Annotated in this window: 17 protein-coding genes; 13 read left to right on the top strand and 4 right to left on the bottom strand. The window is 46.7% G+C overall.

The window, feature by feature from the left end; all coding sequences use genetic code 11:
* The first annotated feature begins 96 nt into the window (after window positions 1-96).
* Window positions 97-639, top strand: coding sequence for a flavodoxin (locus tag F5613_RS09770; protein ID WP_068183108.1), 543 nt, complete (start codon window positions 97-99; stop codon window positions 637-639).
* A 74-nt stretch (window positions 640-713) separates the two neighbouring features.
* Complete coding sequence (locus F5613_RS09775) at window positions 714-1,118, top strand: putative quinol monooxygenase (protein WP_246303394.1); 405 nt, start codon at window positions 714-716, stop codon at window positions 1,116-1,118.
* 182 nt (window positions 1,119-1,300) lie between these two features.
* Here the strand turns inward: F5613_RS09775 and F5613_RS09780 are convergent, their stop codons facing one another.
* Window positions 1,301-1,939 (bottom strand): SagB/ThcOx family dehydrogenase, encoded by a 639-nt coding sequence (locus F5613_RS09780; protein WP_179399631.1) that lies wholly within the window; start codon window positions 1,937-1,939, stop codon window positions 1,301-1,303.
* 241 nt (window positions 1,940-2,180) lie between these two features.
* On the opposite strand from F5613_RS09780, the gene F5613_RS09785 reads away from it, so the two are divergent.
* From F5613_RS09785 to F5613_RS09795, 3 genes are read left to right on the top strand one after another with little or no spacing between them, the layout of a single operon-like run.
* Window positions 2,181-4,616, top strand: a complete 2,436-nt coding sequence (locus F5613_RS09785; RefSeq protein WP_179399632.1) for an outer membrane beta-barrel family protein — start codon at window positions 2,181-2,183, stop codon at window positions 4,614-4,616.
* 15 nt (window positions 4,617-4,631) lie between these two features.
* A complete protein-coding gene (locus F5613_RS09790; protein WP_179399633.1) occupies window positions 4,632-6,371 on the top strand; it encodes a DUF6057 family protein in 1,740 nt (579 codons plus the stop codon).
* 2 nt (window positions 6,372-6,373) lie between these two features.
* Complete coding sequence (locus tag F5613_RS09795) at window positions 6,374-7,867, top strand: TolB family protein (RefSeq protein ID WP_179399634.1); 1,494 nt, start codon at window positions 6,374-6,376, stop codon at window positions 7,865-7,867.
* A 162-nt stretch (window positions 7,868-8,029) separates the two neighbouring features.
* Here F5613_RS09795 and F5613_RS09800 read toward each other — a convergent pair whose 3' ends face one another.
* On the bottom strand, window positions 8,030-9,583 hold the full coding sequence (locus F5613_RS09800; protein ID WP_179399635.1) for a RagB/SusD family nutrient uptake outer membrane protein: 1,554 nt from the start codon (window positions 9,581-9,583) through the stop codon (window positions 8,030-8,032).
* Between the two features lie 19 nt (window positions 9,584-9,602).
* Complete coding sequence (locus F5613_RS09805) at window positions 9,603-12,581, bottom strand: SusC/RagA family TonB-linked outer membrane protein (protein WP_179399636.1); 2,979 nt, start codon at window positions 12,579-12,581, stop codon at window positions 9,603-9,605.
* Window positions 12,582-12,881: 300 nt separating this feature from the next.
* On the opposite strand from F5613_RS09805, the gene F5613_RS09810 reads away from it, so the two are divergent.
* The 8 genes from F5613_RS09810 to F5613_RS09845 all read left to right on the top strand — a co-directional run bounded on the left by F5613_RS09810 (window position 12,882) and on the right by F5613_RS09845 (window position 21,509).
* The gene (locus F5613_RS09810; RefSeq protein ID WP_179399637.1) at window positions 12,882-13,916 is read left to right on the top strand and encodes an iron ABC transporter permease; all 1,035 of its coding nucleotides are present in this window, start codon (window positions 12,882-12,884) and stop codon (window positions 13,914-13,916) included.
* Between the two features lie 6 nt (window positions 13,917-13,922).
* Window positions 13,923-14,918 (top strand): ABC transporter ATP-binding protein, encoded by a 996-nt coding sequence (locus F5613_RS09815; RefSeq protein WP_179399638.1) that lies wholly within the window; start codon window positions 13,923-13,925, stop codon window positions 14,916-14,918.
* A gap of 31 nt (window positions 14,919-14,949) precedes the next feature.
* Window positions 14,950-16,293, top strand: coding sequence for an MATE family efflux transporter (locus F5613_RS09820; protein ID WP_179399639.1), 1,344 nt, complete (start codon window positions 14,950-14,952; stop codon window positions 16,291-16,293).
* Window positions 16,294-16,348: 55 nt separating this feature from the next.
* Window positions 16,349-16,735: a co-chaperone GroES gene (locus F5613_RS09825; RefSeq protein WP_079682607.1), complete on the top strand. Its 387-nt coding sequence runs from the start codon at window positions 16,349-16,351 to the stop codon at window positions 16,733-16,735.
* 95 nt (window positions 16,736-16,830) lie between these two features.
* A complete protein-coding gene (locus tag F5613_RS09830) occupies window positions 16,831-17,628 on the top strand; it encodes a sulfide/dihydroorotate dehydrogenase-like FAD/NAD-binding protein (protein ID WP_079682608.1) in 798 nt (265 codons plus the stop codon).
* Window positions 17,629-17,644: 16 nt separating this feature from the next.
* Window positions 17,645-19,114: an NADPH-dependent glutamate synthase gene (gene gltA / locus F5613_RS09835; protein ID WP_079682609.1), complete on the top strand. Its 1,470-nt coding sequence runs from the start codon at window positions 17,645-17,647 to the stop codon at window positions 19,112-19,114.
* A gap of 144 nt (window positions 19,115-19,258) precedes the next feature.
* Complete coding sequence (locus F5613_RS09840; protein WP_179399640.1) at window positions 19,259-20,362, top strand: metallophosphoesterase; 1,104 nt, start codon at window positions 19,259-19,261, stop codon at window positions 20,360-20,362.
* A gap of 22 nt (window positions 20,363-20,384) precedes the next feature.
* A complete protein-coding gene (locus F5613_RS09845; protein ID WP_179399641.1) occupies window positions 20,385-21,509 on the top strand; it encodes a metallophosphoesterase in 1,125 nt (374 codons plus the stop codon).
* Here F5613_RS09845 and F5613_RS09850 read toward each other — a convergent pair.
* Window positions 21,496-23,190 carry a S41 family peptidase gene (locus F5613_RS09850; protein ID WP_179399642.1) on the bottom strand — a complete coding sequence of 565 codons (1,695 nt, stop codon included), beginning with the start codon at window positions 23,188-23,190 and terminating at the stop codon, window positions 21,496-21,498. The genes F5613_RS09845 and F5613_RS09850 overlap by 14 nt on opposite strands.
* Between the last annotated feature and the right edge of the window lie 19 nt (window positions 23,191-23,209).

Consider the following 23,209-nt stretch of genomic DNA (forward strand, 5'->3'; position numbering starts at 1 on the left):
TTATTATTGAACTTTGCAGTAATACATTAATTAAAAATAAAAGGTAGACTGCACTACAGTTGCTGAACGTATTTTGAAATCAAAAACCAAATTTGTATGAAACAATTGATTTTAATCCTTGCATGTGTTCTGGCGGGGACATTTACGCATGCCCAAGAGAAGAAAGTTCTGGTTGCGTACTTTTCCTGCACAGGAAATACCGAAACTGTGGCCAAAGCCATTGCCCAAGCCACTCATGCCACATTGTATCGCATCCAGGCCGAGAAAGCTTATTCAGCTGCCGATCTCGACTGGCAGGATAAGCAGAGCCGCAGCAGTATTGAGATGGGTAGTACAACATCGCGCCCTGTACTTGCCGATAAGAATGCACAGGCGGAAACCTACGACATACTATTTCTGGGTTATCCCATCTGGTGGAACCAAACTCCCCGGATTATCAACACGTTCATTGAAAGCTACAATTTGAAAGGGAAGACCGTCATTCCATTTGCCACATCGGGCAGCAGCTCTATACAAAACAGTACAAACTTATTAAAGAAGCAGTACAGCGACATCAACTGGCAAACAGGGAGGTTGCTCAACAACGGCACTCCCGATGCCATAAAATGGGCCGAAGGGATAGTAAAAGCACAACTTTAGCAATTCACTTATTATAAAGAAGGGGGGGCGTTTACAATAAAGTAATTGAACTACATCAAGTAATATAAAATTATATGATTAAAAATAAGATTATTCTTGTAATAGGAACTATTATGCTTACCATGACAGCAGTAACAGCGCAATCGGATGGAGATATGCTGGTGCGTATTTCGGAAATAGAGGTATATCCTCAGTACCTGGACGAATACCTGGAGTTTGCTCTTAATGTGGGGGCTACCTCCGTGAAAGAAGAGCCCGGAGTAATTGCCATCTATCCCATGATTCAGAAGCGCGACTCGTGTCAGATACGCATCCTCGAGATTTATGCCAGTCAGGAGGCTTACCGGCACCATATCGGTACGAAGCATTTCCAGACCTACAAGCAAGGTACGCTCCATATGGTGAAACATCTCGATCTGGTGGATATGACTCCTATGAATCCTTCGGCCATGCCCGAGATATTCCGTAAATTAAAATAAACAACACGCTCAGATTGCCACCCGTAGTGCATAAGTTATTCCAAGGGGTTTTGAAAGATATAGCTAATATTGCACAATGCAACAAGCAGAAATAGGCAAAAACTGCACAACAGATTGTGCAGTTTTTAGTTTGCCGGCAATTATTCCTTTGCTGGCGGGTACGGAAAGTACTTTATAAGGTGTTATTTAACCGGATAACCAACGGGGTTATTCATCAAGGGGATTTGAGAGTCCTTTAATTTGAGGGCTTTTCGTAGTCCGGCCTGGTCCATCGATGCACGGGGTACGGTGCTTAGTCCGGCTCCGGCACAAAACAGGTTGATGTTTTGCGAAACTATACCGGCATCCATTGCAGCCATCATCCGGGTATACTCCTTCTCTTCGCCAAAACGGGATAAATCCGAAACCATCAAAAGGCAGGCAGGTGCTTTATTCACGAAATCCTGCCCTCCGGCCAGCAAGGGTCTGTAATCTCCCTTGGCCACAGGCTTAAGGGTATGCGCCTTGGCATCGTACAGATAAGCTCCTTCGGCAAGGACCACATACACGTCGATGTCTTGCTTATTTAATGCCGAAGGTGCGGTACGCATCCCTTTATCGGCCCGGTTTACACCATTGGCGGCCCACAAAAGGTCCGAAAGATCTTTAACAGATAATTTTTTATTGGCAAAAACACGGGCGGAATGCCTGTTGGCAAAAGCCTGCATCATGGAATTACCCCTGGTTTTATCGGGTGCAAGTAACTTTATCTCTTCCAGGCCCTGAGCAGAAAGACCGAAAGAAAAACAACACGCCAAAAAGATTACAACATACAGCTTCATACCTAAATGATTTTAGTGGTTAAACAACAAATATAGGAAATAAAAAGAAAAGCGGATTTACATTTTCTTAATACTTACTACATAAAATAAAAGATTTGATAATGAATAATAACTGATTTAAGCAAAACGTTAGCCTTCTTTAACCGAAATAATAGGTACACACTAGTTAATCGTCGTATATTTGCCAAAAAATGAATTTATAAGTTCGCAGACCCAGTATTCACCTTATTTATTATTTTAAATGAAAAAATTAATCCTTTGTTTTTTGACGACTCTACTTATTCCGTTGTTAGCCCAGGCGCAATCGGATGTTAACTCTCCCTACTCCATTAAAGGACAGGTAGTCGATTCCCTTACAAATGAAACCGTGCCCTATGCAACTTTGTCGATCGCTGTTAGCAGCACGCCCCATAAGGCGGAAAAGCTACTGGCTTGCGATATTGACGGGAAATTTGAAACCGTATTGAAAACACCCGGCACTTACATCATCACCATGCAATCAATCGGCAAGGCTACCTCCAAAACACAGTTCACCCTTACCGAGGCTAAGAAAAAGATGGACCTGGGCAAGTTGTACATGACCGAAGACACAAAGCGGTTGGGCGAAATTACCGTTACCGCCCAAAAGCCTTTGGTAAAGGTGGAGGTAGACAAGATTACCTACAACCTGGATGAAGACCCCGAGGCTGTAACCAGCACCACGCTGGATATGCTTCGCAAGGTTCCGATGGTTACTGTGGACGGCGATGACAAGATTCAGCTGAAAGGATCGGGTAACTTTAAAATCTACATGAATGGTAAGCCATCTAATCTGATTTCGAATAACCCGGGCGATGTCTTGAAAAGTATGCCGGCCAATTCTGTAAAAAACATTGAAGTGATAACCGAACCCGGTGCCAAATACGATGCCGAAGGGGTTGGGGGTATTATCAACATCATCACAAAAAGTGCGCTGCAGGGATACACCGGAACCGTACGTGCAAGCGGAAGCTCAACAGGTACCATTGGCGGAGGTGCCTACGTTACCGCCAAGATTGGAAAACTGGGGATAACGGGCAATTATAACTATCATTACCGCAACAGTCCGTATAACGACTATAACTCGTATCGCGAAAACTTTAACAGCAACGAGATGAAGTACCTTACGCAAGATGGTAAATCGAAGAATAAAGGTCCCGGTCAGTATGGCTACCTGGAGCTAAGCTACGAAATCGATACGTTGAACCTGCTTAGCCTTTCGGCCAACCGCTATGCCGGACGCTCACGCAGTTTGTCGGAAACCAACGAACTGATGCGCAATGCTGACGAGGATCCTGTCTATCAGTTTACCCGTAACAGCAACGCAAGGTACACCTACGGCGGCAACGAGTTGAACCTGGACTTCCAGCACTCTACCTCCCTGAAGGATGAATTGCTTACCATTTCATATAAGTACAATGATTCTCCAAACGGAAGCAGCAACAATACCGAAATAGATGGTATTCTAAACTACAACGACCGCCTGGAAAGTACAAACAACGATGCTTCCACCAGCGAGCATACCGGACAGGTAGACTATACTCGTCCGCTTAGCAAAACCCAGTCCCTCGAGGTAGGAGCCAAGTATATTCTCCGTCAGAGCGACAGTGAAACCGAACGTTTTATTAACGACCTGCCGGTAACCGATATCAATGCCGACTTTAACCATACCCAGCATATCTATTCCGGTTACGGAGGGTATAACCTGAAGTTTAAAAAAGTAGCATTCAAAGCGGGTCTGCGTGCCGAAGGTACCAGTCTGAAGGTGAAGGGCGACAATGAGTTTAATGCCGACTATTTTGATTTGGTTCCTTCGGCTACCTTGTCGTACCAGGTCAATATGAGTCAGAATATCCGTCTGGGTTACAACATGCGTATTCAGCGTCCGGGTATCTGGTACCTGAACCCCTATGTAAACACTACCGACCCGTTGAATATCAGCTACGGTAATACGGAGCTTGATGCGGAGAAGAGTCACAACATCTCCTTCAACTACAGCATGTTCACACAGAAATTAAACGTGAATGCCAGCGTTAACTACTCTTTTGTTAACAACGGTATTGAACAATATACCTTTATCGCTCCCGATAAACCCGGAGTTACGCAGACTACCTACGACAATATCGGCAAGAACCGCAACATCGGTCTGTATCTTTACGGTAGCTGGAATCCGGTAAGTGTGTTCCGTGTTTACCTGAACGGGGGAATGGACTACCGGGATATGAAAAGTGAAAACTGGGGGAATAACAGTGGTTTCAACTACCAGGCTTTTGCCGGTATCCAGTACACGATGCCCAAAGATTTCCGTATCAACCTGAACGGTGGTTACTATGCTCCGCGTATTCAGCTGCAGGGAAAATCGTCTGCGTTTTATTATACGGGAATTACGCTTAATAAAGATTTCTTAAAAAAGAAACTTACCGTATCTTTGTCGTGTCAGGATCCGTTGTGGAAGACAAAAGAGATGAAGTCGACCACCCAGGATGCAAACTTTTACAGACAGAATATCAACCGGATGACCGGACGTAGCTTTTATGTGAATGTTTCCTGGCGTTTCGGAGATTTGAAGAGTGCCATTAAGAAAGTTAAGCGCGGTATTTCCAACGACGACATAAAATCCGGAGGATCCGGACAAAGCACCGAAGGAGGTGGCGCATAAACAAGTTGATTTTACATGAAACCACATCGCTTTGATAACCTTATTCTGATTGGATTGTTTGTTGCAGGCAGCTTTTTGTATTTCGACCTGCATTACAGGTACTGGTATCACTTTATGGAACAGTTTGTTTTGTTTCTGTACACCAATGCCTATTTTACGGATTTGATTCATACACCCGGGGGACTTACCGAATATCTGAACGGGGCTTTGATGCAGTTTTTTGTGCTGCCTCATGTTGCTCCGGCTATTCTGGCCCTCGTATCAGTACTTATAGCGGTATCCGCCCTTCTGTTTTACAGAAGGTGCGGATACCTTTTTTCTGCCTTGTGGTGCCTTGTTCCGGGCTTCCTTTTCTGGATATTCCCACCCGAATCTCTAAGTGTGCCAATATCGCTGCTCACCGGATTGGTAGTTGCTCTGGGTTACACGTATTCGCTTGCCGGTTACCGGCGTTTTCTGCTGGCTGCGGGATTGCTTACGGCTTGTTATCTGTTGGCTGCTCCGGCTCATCTGCTGGCAGCTTTCCTGATGGGATTTTACGAAATCAGCAAGCCAGGTAATAAACAGAAATTTGTCACGGCACTGACTTATCTTGCATTTGCTCTGCTGCTGCCTCTTCTTGCCATGCGTACCCTGTTTGTGGTTCCCATGGAGGAGGTTTTCTTTAGCCGTTACCTGTATCATCCCGAATATCCTCAGCCGTTGTCGTTCCGTATCATCGGATGCTCACTCCCACTCCTGTCCATTCTGCTGTATGGATTACGGAAATGGCAGTCCGGCTTCAAGTACAGTCGGTCCTTATGTTATTTGCTTCTTATCGGTGGTATCGCATTAGGTATACTGTATGGAGGACGCCCAATTGAGCAGACCTACCGCTACGATTACTATGCACGTACAGGCAACTGGCAAAAGATTATAGACCATGCCGGCAAGCATCCGGTAAAGGACCTCAATGCGCTGGTTTACCTCAACCTGGCTTTGTCGCATACCAACCAGTTGGGGAACCGGCAGTTTGATTTTCTGCAGGCGGGGGTATCCGGACTTATTCCGCAGGATCCGGTAACCCGACTGGATCTGATTGCTGCCAGCGAGGTGGCCTGGCAAATAGGGCATATCAACAGTTCGCAGCGCTATGCCTTCGTGGGGGTGCTGAGTTCGGAACGAAGGGTGCAAAGCCGACTGATGACGCGCTTGGTTGAAACGTATCTTGTGAATGAGGAGTACGGTGCTGCACGGAAGTACATCACCATCCTAGAAAATACATTGTTTTATCGGGATTGGGCCCGTAAGATGCGGGGGTTGCTAAAGGAGGATACCGCCGGAAAGACTCCCTGGATTACCGAAAAGCGGAAGGTGAATGTGGTGACCGACAATCCGTTCGATCCTGCTAAAACGTTACCCAATGCCCTGGGCTATCTGTTAGACGATCATCCCAACAACCGGCCGGCGCTGGAATATGCCCTGTCGTACCTGCTTTTATACAAGGACCTGACCGCTTTTATGCAATATATGCAGTCGGCCCAAAGTCTGTATACAAAACTTCCCATCCATTATCAGGAGGCGATCTGTATTTATTATGCTACGGTGGAGTCTAATCCTGAAGCTTTCAGTTCGTATGGAATCGACCGGAACGTATACGAACGGTTTATCAAGTTCTGCAGTGTGGCGGGCAACGGGCCCAAAGCGCTTCAGCAGGAATTCGGGAATACATATTACTATTACGCTCAGTTTGAAGAAACTCCTCAAAGGAACTAAGGATGAAAAGAATGAAAACACGCCACGTTATACTTGCCGGATCGGTCGTTATTGTGCTGTCGGCTGGACTGTTGATTGGTAGCTCGCTTCAAAAAAGCTATCCTGAAAATGCCGTAACAGAGAGCCGTTATCCGGATCTGTACCCCGATTATACCGGAGTATCGGTACCCTCCAATATGGCTCCGCTTAATTTCAAGTTAGCTGCCGTATACGACAAAAGCTACGTAAAGGTTACCAACAGGGATCAAAGCAGGCAGATGGAATGTTTTGGCTCCCACAAAGTGCAGTTTGACATGGCTGACTGGCACAACCTGTTGCAGGCATGTGCCGGCGACTCGCTGTGGATTGAAGTCTCCGCCCGTTCCAAACAGCAGTGGATCACCTGGAAGAAGTTTGCCATCTATGTCAGCAAGGATACAATAGACCCCTATATGGTTTACCGCCTCATCGAGCCGGGATACGAGAAATGGCACATTGTTGGGATTTATCAGCGTAATCTGGAGACATTCCACGAAAAGCCTGTCATCGAGAATAAGCTAACGGGCTACAACTGCGTGAACTGTCACTCGTTCTGCAACGGGAATCCCGACCGGATGATGTTTCATATGCGTGCCGACAATGGGGGTACTTACATCGTATCCGATGGGGAGATTGAGAAGCTGAAGACCAAAACAGATCAGACCGTAAGCAACCTCACCTACCCCTATTGGCATCCTTCGGGCAGATACATCGCGTCGTCTGTAAACACGATTCGGCAATTCTTTCATGCTGTTCCGGGTAAAAAGATGGAGGTATTCGATGCCGAATCGGATGTGGTGGTGTATGATGTATCCAAAAAAGAGATTCTATCGAAGTCGTCGCTTATTACCAAGGATGCCTACGAGACCTTCCCTTCATTCTCGGCCGACGGCAAGTGGCTCTATTTCTGTTCGGCCCCTGCCCTGAAGATGCCCGAAAAGTACAACCAGCTTCGGTACAGTCTGTGCAGGGTGCCCTTCGATGCTGCCAACGGAACCATCGGTTCGCAGGTAGACACCCTGGTACGTGCCGATTCCATCAGTGTATCCTTCCCCCGCATGTCTCCCGATGGGAACTTTATGATGTATACGGAAACAGCTTACGGTCAGTTTCCGATCTGGCACAAGGATGCCGAGATACGGATGATAGACCTCCGATCGGGCAGGCAAACGGAGATGGGACAGGTTAACAGTGAGGATACCGAAAGCTATCATAGCTGGAGCAGCAACAGCCGCTGGTTCGTAGTAAGCAGTCGCCGCGAAAACGGCGTTTATACGCTTCCCTATCTGGTGCATGTAGACGAAGATGGAACAACCTCGAAACCCTTTCTGCTCCCACAACAGGATCCGGATCACTACAACTTCCTGCTTTATTCTTACAACATTCCGGAACTGGTAAAGGGCGAAGTGGATGTAAATCCCTACGATATACAGCATGCAGCTACAACAGATCAAGGGATTCAGGTAAAGTTCCGGTAATCAAAGTGTATTACAGTCGCATGCATCACTTCATGGAACTGATTGTTTTGTTTCTGTACATTCATGCCAATTTTACGGAGTTTACACTCTCCACGTAAGTTTAGTATCAATAAAAAAGGCGCCCTTAAAACAGAGCGCCTTTCTTTTTTTATACGAGACTGATTATTTAGCAAATGCGGGATAACCCGGATTCTGAACCAGCTTGTTGTTTGTCTGCCATGCATCCTGAGGGATACAGAACAGTTTGCGGTATTCGTCCGATTTTGTTTTAAGGAACCGGGCATCCAGGAATGTACCGAAGCGGATGTTATCCTGACGGCTGTACATCTCCCATGCCAACTCGAATTTACGTTCCATACGGATGTTATCCAACGTTACAGATGTGTAATTATGGTTTGTATTACCGAAACCACGTGTTCTGATAATATTAACCAGACGGGTTGCTTCTGCGTTATCCTGACCGGCGCGTACCAAAGCCTCGGCTTTCATCAGGTATACATCTGCCAAACGGAAAATAGCGAAATCATTTTCCTGATCGGATGCAGCCAATCCCACTTCAAATTCCCATTTGTTGGCACGTGCACCATCTTCCTGGTTTACATCACCCCAGGTTGTACCACCACGTTCCGTTCCCGGAATCAGGGTAAGGTCTATTGTATGGTTAAGCGGACGGTTGTGAGCAGTCATAAGTACTTTACCTGTAGCCGGGTCTTTCATTTCACCCATCAGGAATGAACCTACTTTACGCTTGTCGGCATCGTCAAACGCCTTCACATAATCCGGTTGAGCACAAACACCGTTCCATGTACCTACCGTCATACCCAAAGCAATAGGATCAAGGTAGTGAAGGGTACGGTAATGCATCGTATTTCCACCGTCGGCACGACCAAAACAGATTGGAAGAATGATCTCTTTGGAGTTCTGGTTGTTAACGATAAAACTCTGTTTCCAATCCGGTTCGATAATATAATCGAGCTTCATAACCTCGTTACAAGCATCAATCACACCCTGCCAGTTGGGAGTTCCTGTCCACACCTGCGCATTCAGGTACATCTTGGCAAGCAATGTATAGGCAGCACCCTTGGTAAATTTACCATAGCTGGCACCGGTTACATCGTCGCGTAATTTATCTTTAATCTCGTTCAGCTCTTTAACCACGAAATCGTACACCTCTTTTCTTGACTTGGTAGCCGGAAGTTCGGTATCGCTAAAATCGGTCACCAAAGGAACGTTTCCAAAGTTGTCTATCAGCATATAGTACCAATAGGCCCTGATTCCGCGGATTTCCGCCAGGGTACGGGTGCGGGCCTCTTCCGTCATACTTGGCGATGCCTCAATAATGCTGTATACCTGGTTACAGGTAGAAATACTCTGCATGGCATCGTTCCAACCATCTTTAATGGTTCCGGTATTGATAGTCCAGGTGTGCATATGTAAATCTTTATAGGCACCGTTATCCCACCAGTCGCCACCCTTACGGGTAGGAGTTATAGCCATATCGCCCGAGCATTCCGTCATGTAAAAATAGGCGTTGGGCCATGCCTTTTTAAGAGTCTTATAGATAGGGGCGATGATTGAGTTTATCTCCGCATCGGTTTTGCCAAACTTATCGGCCTGCACCTTATCGTAAACCGTTTCATCCAGGTCCATACACGATGGCATGGAACACAACAGAGCAGCTCCGGTCAGTATTGATATAATTGATTTTCTTTTCATAATGAGCAAATTTAATGATTTAGAAAGTAAGATTTACACCTATCGTAAATGTTCTTGCTTTAGGGAAGAACTGTCTTGGTTCGAGACCCGGTGATAAACCGGCTGCTTCGGCAGACTGACCAGAACGTACAATTTCCACTTCAGGATCTAAGCCCTTATAGCCTGTTAATACGAACAGATTCTGTGCAGCAACATATACACGGGCCTTATCAAGCCAATTCACATTCTTTGTATTGAATGTATAACCCAAAGAAAGGTTATCCAGACGTACAAAAGAGGCATCTTCCAGGTAGTATGAACAAATACGTGGAGATTCTTTCAGGTCGTAAATCAATGGATCGTCCAATGCGTTTGTTCCGATCAGGTAAGCCGATGTTCCATAAGCCATACGTGGTCCGTTCAATACGTCGTTTCCAATTGTTCCGCGAAGGAAGAAACTCAAATCCCAATTCTTCCATGCAAATGAATTGTTGATACCGAATGTTAGGTCGGGCTGTGCGCTGCCTACATAGGTACGGTCGTCTTCCGAAATCTGTCCGTCTTCATTTACATCTTCAAAAATGTATTTACCGTTTTCGTCGATACCGTTGCATTTAAGCATATAGAACTGTCCTACCGGACGACCTTCCTCAATTACGTGCGAGGTTGTTCCCGAACCACCGCGAATCCATGGATCACCGGTATAGATACGGTTGGTCGTATAAATCTCGCTGGATAGTTTGGTAATCTCGTTTTTGTTATGTGACAAGTTTACAGACATGTTCCAGTTAAAATCTTTCTTACGGATTACACCGATATTAAGTAACAATTCGATACCCTTGTTGGACATATCACCCACGTTGGCCATCATCGAACCGTAAACAAACGGAGGAGTTGGTACGCTGTAGGTATAAAGCATATCTGATGTACGCTTGTCGTACCATTCCAAAGTACCACCCAGGCGGCCGTTGAACAAAGTGAAATCGACACCCACATTTAACATGGCGGTAGATTCCCACTTCAGATCCGGGTTGGCATTCTGGTTGATCTTGTAGGCAGTAAGCCAGCTTCCGTTATTATAGTACTGACCGTCGGCACCGTACAACTGCAGTGTTTTATAGGGCTGAAGTCCGTCCTGGTTACCAGTTACACCGTAACCGGCACGCAGCTTAAGGTCGTCCACCCATTTAACATCTTCCATGAAAGCCTCTTCAGAGATACCCCAGGCTGCAGAAGCCGAAGGGAAGGTACCCCATTTATTGTTGGCTCCGAACTTAGACGAACCGTCGCGACGTACTGTAGCGGTAATCATATAACGTTCTTTGTAGCTATAGTTTGCTCTGGCAAACAAAGAGATCAGACGATACTGGTTGCGTTCCGACTGTACATCGCCCTGTTTCAGACCCTGACCCGATTGCAGGTTATTGTACTGCAAATCGTCGTTAACAAAGTTACGGTTCTGGGCATGGAACATGGAATATTCGTTTTCTTCCCATGAGTAACCAATCAAACCGTTTACCTTATGCTCTTCATTGTCACCCAATGTACGGTTGTAATCGGCCGTCCACTCCATCAGGCTACGATCCCAGGCACGGTTCTGCTTCTTGGCAAAACCCTGGTCCTTGTATCCCATAGATGTGGCAGAGTGTGTATACTGACTGAATTCGCCGTTAAAGCGGCTCTTGTACAAGTTAGCCTTCACATTCAAACCTTCCATCAATAAGAATTGAACATCTCCGTTTGCATAGAAATAATTCATTTTATTCTTCATGGTATTCAAATCCTGGTTCTGAACCGGGTTACCCTGGTCGTATTCCTTGTTTACCTTGGTAAAATAGGTTCCGTCTGCATTAAATACAGGATATACAGGCAACATACTGTAAGCCAGCACGAAGTTATCACCGTTAGGGACCTGGTTATCCGTAAGTGTTGCCGAACCGGTCAATCCGATTTTCAAACGGTCGTTGATGGCACGCTGAGAGAACTGGAAACGGAAGCTGTATCTTTCCATGGCATTGTCGCGCATGATACCGTTGCGATCCAGGTAAGAGAAAGAGGCGCGATAGTTGCTCTTGGAACCACCGCCGGACATGGATACACTGTGATTCTGAGAAATACCGGTACGGGTCATTTCGTCGAACCAATCGGTATCTGCACCATACAAATCGTAAGTAGAGGTATCCAGACTCTTGCTGTTTGCATACGCACGCCATTGGTCGGCATTCATAAGATCGGGCTTGTTAGCCATCTGATCCATAGCTACATAACCGTCGTACGAGATCATAGTCTTGGATCCTGAACCACGTTTGGTAGTAATAAGGACAACACCACCGGCCGAACGAGAACCATAGATAGCAGCCGAGGAAGCATCCTTAAGTACAGAGATAGACTCGATATCGGAAGGAGAAACCGTCGACATGTCGCCACCCGGTACACCGTCGATAACGATAAGCGGACCCTGGTCGTTCTGCAGAGTGGAAGTACCACGCAAACGCATGGTGTTACCTCTTGTAACATCACCGGAACCAGAAGTGATAACCAAACCGGCAACCTTACCTTGCAACAAGTCGGTTGCATCGCGTGTAACCCCTTTGTTGAAGCTCTCTTCCGTTACGTTGGCAACAGAACCTGTAATTTCCTTACGAGTCTGCGTACCGTAACCGATAGCCACTACTTCACCTAAGTTTACTACGGATGGTGATAAATTCGCATTGATGCTGGTACGACCCTTCACTGTTTCTTCCAGTGTGGTGTAACCGATAAATGAGAACTGAAGTACAGATCGTTGTGCATTGGGAACTGTTAGCGTAAAATTTCCATCCAGATCTGTAATTGTACCGTTGGTGGTACCTTTTTCTACAACATTGGCTCCGATAATGGGTTGGCCTGTTTCATCTAAAACTTTTCCTTTAACAGTGCTTTGCTGAGCAAAAGCGGCAGTCATGCAAAAGGAAATCAACACAGAAAGTATTCCTACTCTCCAATGTCTGAAAGAACTTAATGCTTTCTTTCGTTGCATAATACATTTTTTTTAGGTTAACAATAAAACTAAATACTGATTTCTTCTTATTGAGAATATTAAACGTTGTAAACATAAGGATAATATTTAACATTTTTTGTTTTACAAATATTAATTAATCTAAAAATGTTCTGCAAACGTTTGCGGAAACACAAAAAGCAGATTCTTATCTGATAAGATATCTAAAAGATAGCATACTGATTCAGACACTTATTAATTGAATGAATAACACACATTCCTTCCCGATAAGTTTGCGTCTACAAATCGGGCACTTTTACAACATATTTATACCTTTGCAAAATGAACAAACAATCTCTTTCTATATATGTATGGCTAAGCATTTGCCTGGTACTGCTCTTTGCCGGAAGTCTGGTGTATGGTGCCGTATCCATCCCTTTGGATGCCGTGGCCGATATTTTAATGGGAAATGAAACCGTAAAGGAATCATGGAAGCAGATTCTGCTGAATTCACGCCTCCCGCAGGCTGTTACCGCCTTACTTGCAGGGGCTTCGCTTGCGGTGAGTGGACTACTTCTGCAAACTTTGTTTAAGAATCCGTTGGCCGGACCCTCCATTTTAGGTATCAGCGACGGTGCAAACCTGGGTGTTGCAGCGGTGATGCTTTACTTTGGAGGCACCCTCAACATGGTAAACTCACTCCCCATGAGCGGCTATTTGGCTATTGTGGTGGCCGCCTTTGCCGGAGCATGCCTCATCCTTGGCATCATCATCTTCTTTTCCACCAAAGTGAAGAGCAATGTTATGTTGCTCATTATCGGAATCATGGTGGGATATATGGCCTCTTCGCTGATCTCAATCCTCAATTACTATGCGTCGACCGACAAGGTGCATGCCTTTGTGATGTGGGGTATGGGTGACTTTTCGGGAGTATCCAGTCAGCAGTTACCCTTTTTCACAACCTGTTCGCTGGTGGGTTTACTCCTTTCCATATTGTTGATCAAGCCGTTGAACGCACTCCTTTTGGGAGAGATGTATGCCGCCAACCTGGGCATAAAGGTAAAGCGGACCCGGGTTTTGATTCTGCTTTGCACCGGGATTCTTACTGCTACGGCCACGGCTTTCTGTGGTCCCATTTCCTTTATCGGATTGGCAGTACCGCATATTGCCCGGTTATTGCTCGGTTCTTCCAACCATAAGCTGTTGTTGCCTGTTACATTGCTGACGGGTAGCTGCGTTGCGTTGCTGTGTAACATTGTAATGGTCCTCCCGGGAGGGAACGGTATCTTACCGCTCAATGCGGTGACTCCCCTCATAGGTGCACCTGTTATTATTTATGTAATCATGAACCGCAAAAACATTCAATACTTCAACTAAGTGACTATGAATTATATCCCTGCTATAGAGACGTTCGATCTGGAGATCGGGTATTTACTGAAAGGCAAGAAAAAGAAGCTCGTCAACGAGGGGCTTCAGCTTTCGCTGAAGCCCGGGGAGGTGACCTGCCTGCTGGGATTGAACGGTGCGGGAAAGTCTACGTTGCTGCGGACGCTTTGTGGTTTCCAGAAGCCGCTGGCCGGAAGTATCCATCTGCAAGGTAAACCGCTGACCGATTATTCGCAGCGGCTGTTTTCTCTTACGGTTGGGGTGGTTCTTACGGAAAAGACCAATGCCGGAGGTATTACGGTTTACGAACTGGTTTCGTTGGGCCGACATCCCTACACGGGTTTCTTCGGCCAACTGAAGAAGAAGGACCACGAAATCATCAGACAGTCACTGGAAGCTGCGGGGATTAGTCACAAGGCAAAAAACTATGTGTCGGAATTGAGCGACGGTGAACGGCAGAAGGCCATGATCGCCAAGGCTCTGGCTCAGCAATGTCCGCTTATCCTCCTCGACGAGCCAACGGCTTTCCTGGATGTGACCAGCCGCATCGAGACAATGGTGTTGCTCCGTAAGCTGGCGCGCGAGCAGCACAAGGCCATATTATTATCAACCCACGACCTGGATTTGGCCATTCAGATGGGCGATTGCATCTGGCTGCAGGCCAAAGGCAAACCCATTATCAGCGGCACACCCGAAGACCTCATCTTATCGGGCCATTTCGCCTCTTTCTTTGGCAAAGAGGAGATAGCCTTTGATGCAACCACCGGCAAATTGCAGGTACAAGCCAACACAACCCCCATTGGGATTGAAGGCGAAATGGTTACCAGCTACTGGGCGGGCAATGCCCTGATCCGGAATGGATACCGGCCTACGGCACCTCAGGAGGGATGTCCGCATATTATTTGCACCAATCCCCATAGCATTGAAATCCGTCTCCCGTCGGGAGAGGTAAAAACGGCAACGAATATTGCCGAGATGCTGGAGGTACTCTGACATTGTTCCAAATCAATCCGAATGAATCCCTATGGATAACGCAATAACGGCCCGGCTGGCCAACGAGAAAATACCCAAACTGCTCTATCATTATGCGGTTCCGGCTGTAATCGGCACCCTGGTGAATGCCCTGTATAATATCGTAGACCGTATCTATATCGGTCAGGGGGTAGGCGCTATGGCTCTCTCGGGGTTGGCACTCACCTTCCCGATCCTTCTTTTCCTGCAGGCATTCGGTATGTTGGTAGGAGCCGGAAGCTCTGCCCGTATTTCCATCCATCTGGGGAAAAGAGAGGTCGACAAAGCCGAGAATGTTTTGGGAAACGCCCTGATGCTTACCCTGATACTGACCTCCTTCTCCGTCATTGTATCTCTGTCGTTTCTTAAAGAACTTCTTATCTGGTTCGGAGGCAGCGAACAGACCATTCCCTATGCCATGGATTATCTCTATATAACCATTCCGGGCAATCTGCTGGCTACGTTCAGCTTTGGATATAATGCCATCATGCGTGCATCCGGTTATCCGCGCAAGGCCATGGTCACTATGCTTATCGGCGCCATCCTGAACGTTGTGCTGGATCCTATTTTTATTTTCGGATTCGGCATGGGTATCCGGGGGGCAGCCATTGCAACGGTTATATCCATGGCGGCAAGTGCCCTGTTCGTTCTGAATCATTTCTTACAGAAAGACAGCATTGTACGTTTTCATCGCAAGTACTTCAAACTTAAGCTCCCTATTGTACTGGCAATTGTAAGTATCGGGATGTCTCCTTTTGCCATGCAGCTGGCCGGAAGCATGGTGAATATACTGATGATTAATGCTTTAAAGACCCATGGTGGAGATTATGCTGTGGGAGCCAATGGTATTATAACCAGTTTTGCCCTGCTGCTGATGATGTTCATTCTGGGATTATCGCAAGGCATGCAGCCCATTGTGGGATTTAATTACGGAGCCGGCAACATGGACCGGGTGATGAAGACCCTTCGTCTGGTCATTTTGATTGCAACTGCGGTTACCGGAATCGGATTTATCGGCAGCTGGTTCTTCCCCCACCTCATAGTGAGGGCGTTTACGAACGATCCGCTCATGCTTTCCATCTCTTCCAATGCCCTGCGGTTGTCGCTCATGGCCTTTTTGGTTGTAGGTTCGCAGGTTGTAATCGCCCAGTTCTTTCAGAGCATCGGGATGGCCTGGATATCCATGGTGCAGAGTATCAGCAGGCAATGCCTGTTCCTTATTCCGGCTTTGCTTATTTTACCCGATTATTTCGGACTGGACGGCGTATGGCTGGCTTCGCCGGTATCAGACGTAATAGCAGCCCTTACGGCCTGGTTGTTTCTTTTCTTCCAGATCAAAAAAATAAAAAGAAATTGATTTATTGGCTGCAGGCCTGTATCTTTGTACCCTGTAAACAGTAAATAGTTCAGGTATGCAACTTTCAATAGATCAGAAAGATTTGAATAAGTTACTTATGGTTGGAGACAAAGTCTTGATTAAACCTAAGAATCCTCAGAGTCAGACGAAGACAGGTCTGTACCTACCCCCATCGGTACAGCAGGGAGAAAAGATACAAAGCGGCTACATTATCAAAGCCGGACCGGGATATCCGTTACCGTCTACCTCCGAAGAGCATGAAGTCTGGCAAAAGAAAAAGGAAGAAGGGGTCCAATACCTTCCCCTGCAGGCAAAAGAGGGAGATTTGGCCGTCTACCTTCAGAACGCTGCCTACGAAATCTTTTTCGACGACGAAGCCTATCTGATTGTACCGCATTCTGCCATCCTTATGTTGGTAAGAGATGAAGGTTTGTTTGAATAACGTCAATTATTTTATCAAATGACTGTCAAATACGTAGATTTTGCGTATTTTTGCCAAAAATATACAAACACAGACTATCAATTAGAACTTTCTTAATGAACAAAATTGTAAGTAAAGAGCATTTTTCTGCCAATGTGGTAAAACTGGAAGTTGAAGCCCCATTGATCGCTCGTTCACGCAAGGCAGGTCACTTTGTGATTGTCAAAGTGGGAAAAACGGGAGAACGTATTCCGCTTACCATTGCTGCTGCAGACACCGAAAAGGGTACGATCACCCTGGTTATACAAACGGTAGGCGAATCTTCACGCAAGCTATGCGAATTAAACGAAGGAGATTACATTACCGACCTGGTTGGTCCCCTTGGTCAGGCTACCCACATCGAAAAGGTGGGAACCGTTGTATGTGCCGGCGGAGGTGTGGGCTGTGCGCCCCTTCTGCCCATTGTAGAGGCAATGCACAAGGCAGGCAACAGGGTAATTGTTGTTTTGGCCGCAAGAAGCAAGGATCTGGTTATTCTGGAAGAACAGATGAAAGCCAATTCCGACGAAGTGATTGTAATGACCGATGATGGTTCTTACGGGAAAAAGGGACTCGTTACCAACGGTATCGAAGAGGTAATAAACCGCGAGGAGGTAAACCTTTGCGTTACAATCGGTCCGGCTATCATGATGAAGTTCGTATCATTACTTACCAAGAAGTACAACATTCCTACCGTTGCGTCTTTAAACACCATCATGGTGGATGGTACCGGCATGTGTGGTGCATGCAGGGTTTCGATCGGAGGCAAAACAAAGTTTGTTTGTGTTGATGGTCCGGAGTTTGATGCCCATCAGGTAGATTTTGATGAGATGATAATGCGCCTGGGTGCATATAATGGTCTTGGTAAAAAATAAAATTAAGTAGGCTACTATGACAATCGAAGAAATTATTGCAGCCCGTCGTGCCCAATCATGGAGAGAAGAGCTACGCAAAAGCAAAAAGAATAAAGAAAGAACGGATATTCCCCGTGTTCACATGAATGAACTGGATCCGGAATACCGCAGCCACAATAAAGAAGAGGTAAACCTGGGATTGACAGCCGAGCAGGCCATGATGGAAGCCCAACGTTGCCTGGACTGCCCCAACCCCACCTGTATGAACGGATGTCCGGTTAGCATCAACATACCTACATTCGTAAAGCAGATAGAGAAGGGCGACTTTCTGGAGGCAGCTAAGACACTGAAGGAAACCAGCGCACTACCCGCCGTATGCGGCCGGGTTTGTCCGCAGGAAAAGCAATGCGAAAGCCAGTGTATCTACACACAGAAACTAGGCAAAGAGGCTGTAGCCATTGGTTACCTGGAACGTTTTGCCGCCGATTACGAAAGAGAAAGCGGACAAATATCCATCCCGGTCATTCCCGAGAAAAATGGAATCAAAGTGGCTGTTATCGGTTCCGGACCAGCCGGATTATCCTTTGCGGGGGATATGGCACAGCGGGGGTACGATGTTACGGTATTTGAAGCACTCCATGAAATCGGAGGGGTATTGAAATACGGTATTCCCGAATTCCGCCTGCCCAATCAGATTGTGGATGTGGAAATCGACGTATTGCGCCAAATGGGTGTGCAATTCATCACCAACTGTATCATCGGAAAGACTATCAGTCAGGAGCAACTTCAGGCAGAGGGATTTAAAGGTATCTTTATCGCCAGCGGAGCAGGACTTCCAAACTTTATGAATATACCGGGCGAAAACCTGGTGGGTGTGATGTCGTCCAACGAATACCTTACCCGTGTTAACCTGATGGACGCAGCTAATCCGGAATCGGATACGCCAGTATTTATGGGGAAACGTGTAGCTGTAATCGGTGGAGGTAACACCGCGATGGACTCGGTACGTACAGCGAGACGTCTGGGTGCGGAACGTGCCATGATTGTTTACCGCCGCAGCGAAGAAGAGATGCCGGCCCGAATCGAAGAGGTTAAACACGCCAAGGAAGAGGGTATTGAATTCCTTACGCTGCATAATCCCATTGAATACAAAGGCGACGCACGTGGCAGGGTAACGCATATGGTTCTTCAAAAGATGGAACTGGGCGAACCGGATGCTTCCGGCAGACGGAAACCGGTGGTTATTGAAGGAGCGATCGAAGAGATTGAAGTAGACGAGGTTATTGTGAGCATCGGGGTTTCACCCAATCCGCTGATCCCTCAGTCTTTCAGCGGCCTTGATGTAACCAAATGGGGAACCATTGTGGTGAATCAGGAAAGCATGCAATCGGCTGTCAACCATATCTACGCCGGAGGCGACATAGTACGTGGCGGAGCAACGGTTATCCTGGCTATGGGAGACGGACGCAAGGCCGCTGCTGCCATGGATGCAGATCTGAAAAAATAAATTCTACGTTATACGGAAAGGGGCGCTCTGGACGGGTGCCCCTTTCTTTTTTCAACCTTTTCCGTCCGGAACTGTTATTTACACAATCGGTCTGCTTGTTGCAGAATCCGTTCAGGTTCGTTATATTTGCAAAAATTAGAAGCAATGCCCACGTTCTTTATTATTATCTTTTCCGTATACCTTCTCGGAAATGCCTATATTTTTTACAAAGGGTGGCAGGTTATCAAAACCTTCCCAACGGCTGGAAAGATTGCGGCCGTTACCGCCTTCTGGTTCATGGCGCTTGCCGTATTCGGCGTATTTCTTTTACGGGACCTCAACCTCCCCTATCAGCTGATGCATTGGATACACCTGCTTGGCACGGGCTGGCTGGTCTTCACCCTGTACATGGTGATGCTTCTGTTATTGCTTGACATCCTTCATCTTTTCAAACTAAGGATAAAGCATAGCTTTTTATATGCCACAGCCCTTATTTCAATGGTTCTGGCCTATGGATACTACCAATACAAACATCCGGAAACCAACGTTATCAACATAGTTATCAACAAGCCTGCGAAAAGTTATCAACAGCTTAAAGTGGTAGCTATAAGCGATATACACCTTGGATACGGAACCGACAAGGAACAACTGAAAGACTACGTAGATCTCATTAATGAACAACGTCCGGATCTGATCCTTATCGGGGGCGATCTCATTGATAACAGTCTCCATCCGGTACTGGACCAACGCATGGAGGAGGAGCTGAATCTGCTGCATGCACCGCTGGGTGTATACATGATTCCGGGTAATCACGAATATATAAGCGGCATGGAAGCCAGCCGCGACTTTATAGCAAAGACCAGCATTGTTCTCCTGCAGGACAGCGTGGTAACCCTTCCCAACGGAATCCAGCTGATCGGGCGGGACGATGCCAACAACCGTAAACGGGAAAGTCTGGATTCGCTCGCAGCGCAGGTGGACCCTTCTCTACCTGTAATCATGCTGAACCACCAACCCTTCGAATTAGACAAGGCGGTTGATGCGGGCATAGATCTGCAGTTCAGCGGACATACGCACAGGGGACAGGTATGGCCTATGACATTGGTGGTGGACCGTATGTTTGAACTTAGTCACGGATACAAAAGGAAAGGAAACACCCATTTCTATGTCTCTTCGGGCTTGTCCCTTTGGGGACCACCCTTCCGCATCGGCACACAAAGTGAAATGGTGGTATTCAATATAACCTTTTCGCAGGCAGACAAAGGGTAACGAACGCTAAAAACCGGTACAGATGAAGGTATTTATACAGGCCATAGTCGGACAATTGCTGTTAAGTTCCTATATATTTATACGGGGATACCAGGCTATTCCTCCAACAAAGAAGTGGAGGGTTCCATTCACCCTGTTCTTTATCCTGGAAATATCACTTTATCTTACCGGATTCTTCTTTCGCAAGAGCCTGCCAGACAGCATATTTATCCCCATCATGCAAATATGCAACACCTGGTACATCGCCTCCCTGTATCTTACGATGAGTCTGTTGGTGCTGGAGCTGATCCGCTTCCTGAACCGGTATATTCCGTTGATTCCTCAAGTGATAAAAAAGAATTATGCGAAGACCAAACTTATTTTATTCTTTACTATCACCGCCGGCGTAACGATCCTGATGTTCAAGGCCTACCATACCGTAACCCATCCGGTGGTAAGGCATGTGTCGATCACCCTGCCTAAGAAAGGCAGTACCCGCGACAGTCTTAAGATCGTAATGATGAGCGATCTGCACATAGGCGAAACCATCAACCGGTCGCTTGTACACAAGTATGTAGCGTTGGCTAACGAACAGAAGGCCGATCTGGCCGTATTGGTGGGCGACATCATGGATTACGAGTCGCGAATTGCAGTAAACCAGAAGGTTGAAGAGGAGCTGCGGCAAATTCATGCTCCGCTGGGTACCTATATCGTATTGGGTAACCACGAGTACAGAGCCAACATCAATGCCAAACACAAATGGCTTCTTCAAACCGGCGGTACCTTGATGATTGATTCGGTGGCCATGCCCGACTCTACCTTTTACCTGGTTGGCAGAGACGATCTGGTAAACAAAAAAAGGAAACCGCTTCATTCACTTACCAAAGACCTTGACCCTGATCTGCCCGTCATCGTTCTGGACCATCAACCGCTGGCTTTCAATGAAATGGTGATGAACAAAGCCGACCTGGGATTACACGGCCATACGCACAACGGACAGTTTTGGCCCTATCCGCTTATCATGAAACTGATTTTTGAATGTCCGTATGGATATTATAAAAAAGGAGACACACAATTTTATGTCTCCTCGGGTATCGGATGTGCCGGTCCCCCCTACCGGGTGGGAACCGTTTCCGAACTTGTAGTATTGCATATTACTTTCCGATAGCAGAAAGCGCTGCTGTTGGAACTGAAAGCGTTGTTTGATAAAGGGAAGGATTTCCCAACACCTCCAGTGCTTTGTCCAACACCTTGTCCTTTTTAAGGCTCTGTATCAATTCTCCCTTCTGATAGTAGTAACGTTTTACGATCTCGGCCGAGAGCAACTCGGTTATCTGATCCTTAAAACGATCCAGGTCGCGGTCCAGGTTGGGCGTAAGCTTTGCCTCCAATGCCTTGAACTCGTCCGACGATTCATCCAGGTAGCCTTCAAAGCCAGCCACCTCTTTCAGGTTTTTAAGCAGCTTCTCACTCTGGCGGTCGTAGGTAAAGTTCTTTTCTTTGGCAAACTTCTTGAACTCTTCGTAATCTGCATCACTGAACCGGAATGATTCGATCGTTCCGATGGAAGGATGACGCTGGGCCCACTCTGTGGCAAAGTCGAAAGCAACCATATCAGCCACCAGGTAATACATGATGGTAGGCACTTTAGCCTCTTCCACCTCAAAATCCGGACGCACACCTCCGCCGTCACGCACCAGTCTGCCTTTGGATGTATTGAATACGGTAGTCAGGCTATCCGGTATACGGGCAGCACTTCCGTCGGGGTTCTTGTGCGAGTAATCGATGGCCTGGATGCAACGGCCGCTGGGGATATAATATTTAGACATGGTAACCTTCAGGTTGCCGTTATAAGGCAGTTCACGGGTAGACTGTACCAAGCCTTTCCCGAAGCTACGCTGACCAACCAATACGGCACGGTCCATATCCTGTAAGGCTCCGGAAACAATTTCGGCAGCCGACGCAGAACCTCCGTTGATAAGCACGGCAATAGGCATCACCGTATCCAACGGTTCGGTAGCGGTACGGTAGGTACGGTCCCATTGTTTGATCTTACCTTTGGTAGAAAGCACCACCTCCCCTTTAGGCACAAACATACCAACGATCTGAACAGCACCGTCCAGCAAGCCACCACCGTTATTACGCAGGTCGAATACCAGCGACTTGATATGATGATTCTTCTTCAGGTCTTCGAAAGCAGCCTTCACCTCCTGGGCACTTTTATCGGTAAACCCTTTCAGGTAGATATATCCGATGCTGTCGTTACGAACACCGTAGTAAGTTACCTGATCTACCAGCACCTGCTTGCGGATAAGTTCCAATGTACGGGGTTTCTTTTCGTTGGGACGTTGAATCTTTAAAGTCATCTTCGTATTAGGCTTGCCTTTAAGCAATTCGCTCACCTTATCAGACGTCATTCCGGTTAGGTCTGTACCATCTATCACCAGCAGTTTATCTCCGGCCTTCAGTCCGGCCAGTGCCGCAGGCATCCCTTCGAAAGGCTCAATAATGTACACGCCACCGTCGCGTTCGCGAATGAACGAACCGATACCTCCATATTCGCCGGTAGTGATGAATTTGAGGTCGCCCATCTCCTGTTCAGGAATGTATTCCGTATACGGATCCAACGTGGAGAGCATCGCATCGATCCCTGTTCTTACCGTCTTTTCCACATCGACGGAATCCACGTAAAACATATCCACCTCTTTTACCAAGGCATTAAATACATCCAGATTCTTACTTACTTCGAAGCGATTATCGGCTTGCGACTTTCCTTCCACCGGAAGCAATATCAGAAAAAGGAGAAAAATACGAATGAGAATTTTACTTCGCTGAATCAACTTATCCATAGATTTTTTCTTAATTACT

This window comes from Macellibacteroides fermentans (assembly GCF_013409575.1).
GTDB classification, from domain to species: Bacteria; Bacteroidota; Bacteroidia; order Bacteroidales; family Tannerellaceae; genus Macellibacteroides; species Macellibacteroides fermentans.